The organism is Piscinibacter defluvii (genome assembly GCF_004011805.1).
Classification (GTDB): Bacteria; Pseudomonadota; Gammaproteobacteria; order Burkholderiales; family Burkholderiaceae_C; genus Piscinibacter; species Piscinibacter defluvii.
Genome location: NZ_RCHJ01000075.1, coordinates 1 through 3,549, shown reverse-complemented (window position 1 = coordinate 3,549; position 3,549 = coordinate 1). Strand labels below are relative to the sequence as shown.

At 63.1% G+C, this 3,549-nt stretch carries 4 protein-coding genes; 2 read left to right on the top strand and 2 right to left on the bottom strand.

Annotated elements, in window-relative coordinates; all coding sequences use genetic code 11:
* Positions 1 to 172 precede the first annotated feature (172 nt).
* Together D9C15_RS32735 and D9C15_RS32730 are read left to right on the top strand one after the other, a co-directional pair.
* Entirely contained in the window at positions 173 to 430 is a 258-nt protein-coding gene (locus tag D9C15_RS32735) for a type II toxin-antitoxin system Phd/YefM family antitoxin (RefSeq protein ID WP_128003643.1), read from the top strand.
* A gap of 5 nt (positions 431 to 435) precedes the next feature.
* Positions 436 to 849, top strand: a complete 414-nt coding sequence (locus D9C15_RS32730) for a type II toxin-antitoxin system VapC family toxin (protein ID WP_128003642.1) — start codon at positions 436 to 438, stop codon at positions 847 to 849.
* A gap of 139 nt (positions 850 to 988) precedes the next feature.
* On the opposite strand, the gene D9C15_RS32725 is transcribed toward D9C15_RS32730, so the two are convergent.
* Together D9C15_RS32725 and D9C15_RS34415 are read right to left on the bottom strand one after the other, a co-directional pair.
* Entirely contained in the window at positions 989 to 1,345 is a 357-nt protein-coding gene (locus tag D9C15_RS32725) for a hypothetical protein (protein ID WP_128003641.1), read from the bottom strand.
* Positions 1,346 to 2,381: 1,036 nt separating this feature from the next.
* Positions 2,382 to 2,909: a nucleoside deaminase gene (locus tag D9C15_RS34415; RefSeq protein ID WP_128003644.1), complete on the bottom strand. Its 528-nt coding sequence runs from the start codon at positions 2,907 to 2,909 to the stop codon at positions 2,382 to 2,384.
* Positions 2,910 to 3,549: the final 640 nt, after the last annotated feature.

The following is a 3,549-nucleotide window of genomic DNA, read 5'->3' as shown; positions in this document are numbered from 1 at the left end:
CTAACGTTTGAGCTGAGGCGCAGGCGCCGGGAAGGCACTTGGCCCGCGGGACGGATGATGGACCACACTGGCCCGCGGGCCAAGTGCCTTGCCGGGGACTGTCGCCTCGAGCGAAGGGTTAGGGCGCACTCGTGATAGACTAGTCAGGTAGCTAGTCAGTAAAGGTGCGATTATGCAGACTTGGCCAGTTCAGGACGCGAAGGCTCGGTTCAGCGAGTTCCTCGAGAAGTGCTTGACCGAGGGTCCTCAGATGGTGACGAGGAGAGGGGCTGAGGCCGCCGTGCTCGTGCCGGCAGATGAGTGGCGGCGACTGCAGGCCTCCGCCAGGCCGTCGCTGAAGGAACTGTTGCTATCCGACCAAGCCAGGGCGGACATTCCTGTCCGCGCACGAGGTAGCGCCCGTCGACGCAAGCCTGCGGCTCTGGGCTGAACGACATGTACTTGCTCGACACGAACGTGGTCTCTGAGTTGCGCAAGCCGAGGCCTCACGGCGCGGTGGTCCAGTGGATTCAGGACACGGCCGATTCCGACTTGCACATCTCCGCGGTGACGATCGGCGAGATTCAAGCGGGCATTGAAGTGACGCGTGAGCAAGACGAGACGAAGGCCGCTGAGTTGGAGCAATGGCTAGCGCAAGTGGCTGACACGTTCAATGTCATCGCGATGGACGCGCAGACGTTCCGCGAGTGGGCCCGATTGATGCACCGCGCTTCCGACACCGTTTACGAGGACGCGATGATTGCTGCTACTGCGCGGATTCACAAGCTGACCGTGGTCACGCGCAACGTTGCCGACTTCAGGCAGTTCAAGGTGGAACTGCTCAACCCGTTCCAGACCCCGCGGAAGTAGCGCAAGGGGTGGCTGTGCGCCCTAACGCAGAGTTAACCGGGCGACGACGGGTGGACGCCTTGCCCGCGAGGCGCAGAATAGACAGCGAGCGCCTCGCGGGCAAGGTGGCCAGCCGTTGGCGCTCCGGTTGAACGACCAGTTAGGCAGCACCTGGTTCGGCTGGAACGTTTGTGTACTGTGCATGCTCAGCGGCTTGCAGGCGTTGGGCAAGCTCCGGATCAGAGTCAGCCGATGCAACGAAGTCGACCAAAGCCTCCCTTACGGCCGAGAAGAGTGCGTCGTAGTGAATCGCTGCATGTGCGCCCGGTAATACGGCGTTGGCAATCGCGTACTCCAGCACCTCCGTCCTTCCACTACCCCACGCATACAGCAGGCGCTTCGCTTTGCCGGAGGTGTAGAGATCTGAGACACCGGTACCAGTGTGAAGGAGCGCGCATCTGGCGGCGTAGAGGTCCGTGGCGGTGATTGCTGGGTTCGCCGGTGGCAGCTTCGGCATGAGCCACTTCGAAACCCACGTTTCGAAGCGAGTGCGCAGGTTTGGCGCGCGCGGGTTAGCTACCCACGACAGGCTGTCGACTAGCGCGAACATGAGAACCAGCGCAGGCACGTGTCTTCGGCTGCGCAGACATTCGGCCGAGGCTTCGACCATGTCCAACAGGTTCCTGGCGTGTGGATTGGACAGGTGCATTGCGGGCTGTGCTGCCTAACGTTTGAGCTGAGCGGACGCCACCGGCAAGGCGCTTGGCCCGCGGGACGGATGATGACCTACACCGGCTCGCGGGCCAAGTGCGTTGCCGGTGGAGGTCCGCTCGAGCGAAGGGTTAGGGAGCACCGGCGCCCGTGGACGGAGTCGTCGTGGGAATCATTCGCGCAGCGAGAGCGCGACTCTTCGTGATGAGTAGGACTCCAACAAACAGCTGAAGTACCCCGACAAGACCGTCGATGTGGCGATCTGCGTCCATCGTGGAAAGCGGCTGCGCATTGCCTATCCAGTGCGCAGCGAGGGAGAGATATGTGGCAACCGGTGCAAGCGCCTTGAGTGCGACGAGCAGGAGCCCTACGAAGACGCACGCAACTGCTGCTGCCTCACGCCCCTGCACTTGCAGCGTGTTGTCGTAGTGCGTACGCGGGACAAGCCGATGGGCTATGAACATTGGGAAGAGCCAGAGAACTGCTGCCACTAGCAGGTAGACGGCAGCAACGAGGTATGGCACCCAAACGGGAGCCCTGTTCCCAGGAATCTGCAGTGCCTGACCTATGGCGATTGCTTGCAGGGAAGAAACCGCCAACCAAATGGAGAACAGCCTCGCTGCGAGGCCAACGCATTGTTGAGGCGTCATAGGGTTCCGCGGTGGAGTGTTGTGGATCGGTGTCAGGGAAGGGGCGAGAGGCGGGGGTTCGTGCTCCCTAACGTTTGAGCTGAGCGGACGCCACCGGCAAGGCGCTTGGGCCGCGAGGCGCATGATAGGCCTGAGCGCCTCGCGGCCCAAGTGCCTTGCCGGTGGAGGTCCGCTCGAGCGAAGGGTTAGCCGTCACAGGGTGGCCTGGCTGGGTGCGCCGGCGTCAGTGAGCGAGGGCCCGAAGTACATGCGGCTGATTCCAGCTCGCGCTGCTGCCGACTCGCACAGGCCGCATGGGCGCGACGTGGAGTACAGGATGGCGCCTTGGAGCATTTCTCGACCCAGCCTGCGCTGAGCATCGCGAATGGCCTCGCGCTCAGCGTGAGCGTCAGGATTCTGGTTCTTGACAACCTGACTCGGACCTTCTCCTACGAGTGCCCCATTGAGTACAAGTACAGCTCCGTACGATTGATCACCCCAAGACTCCGCGATGCGCTTCATCTCTACTGCCGCTTCGTACCACCGCCTCTCCGGCTCTGTCTCGTTACTCTGCGCTCGAGCGGTTGACTTGAATGTGCCAAAGATCAGCGCTACCGCTACGGCCAGTGTCGTACGGCGATCCTGATGCAGCGCTGCGACGGGCACGGTGCTTCTCGTGTGACGGCTAACGTTTGAGCTGAGGCGACCGCCGCGGATTGGCGCTTGGGCCGCGAGGTGCATGATGCCAGCGAGCGCCTCGCGGCCCAAGTGCCAAGCCGTGGAGGGTCGACTCGAGCGAAGGGTTAGGCCTCGACTCGCGACCGCTCCTGAGCGTTGCAGGAAGAGAGACAGGCATTGTTCCGCCGGAGGGGCGCTCGACTGGTTCAAGCCGACGCCTGGAGTTCGCTCCTCTTGAAGGGCAGGGAAAGCGCAGTTGGGGCGAGATGGCGGTTGCCCTCGTTCCGTAGACCGGCAACGGTGAGCCGCCCGCCGAAGGACGGGCGGCCCGCTGGAGCCGATGCGGTGCACCGGCAAGCTCTTGCCAAGTGGCGCGAACCGTCCGAAGACGAATGTTCCATAACCCCGAAACGCGACGACCTCCGAGCTTCGAAACAGAGGTGGGCCCGGAGCGCGCCGGCCGTCCGAACTGAGCGGCTATTTGGCTTGCCGGCAGGTGACCGTAGCGGCCAAGGCAAACCGGACGTGAAGCTACTGAGAAGGGTGAGGACCTCGATTTGGCAACTCGAGGCCTAACGTTTGAGCTGAGGCGACCGCCGCGGGTTGGCACTTGGGCCGTGAGGCGGATGATGGACCAAACCGCCTCGCGGCCCAAGTGCCAAGCCGTGGAGGGTCGCCTCAAGCGAAGGGTTAGGCGTCGCTA

Bases quoted from the DNA above. Each gene is read 5' to 3' on its own strand.
- D9C15_RS34415 (WP_128003644.1), bottom strand. From the start codon at position 2,909: ATGCACCTCGCGGCCCAAGCGCCAATCCGCGGCGGTCGCCTCAGCTCA.
- D9C15_RS32730 (WP_128003642.1), top strand. From the start codon at position 436: ATGTACTTGCTCGACACGAACGTGGTCTCTGAGTTGCGCAAGCCGAGG.
- D9C15_RS32735 (WP_128003643.1), top strand. From the start codon at position 173: ATGCAGACTTGGCCAGTTCAGGACGCGAAGGCTCGGTTCAGCGAGTTC.
- D9C15_RS32725 (WP_128003641.1), bottom strand. From the start codon at position 1,345: ATGCCGAAGCTGCCACCGGCGAACCCAGCAATCACCGCCACGGACCTC.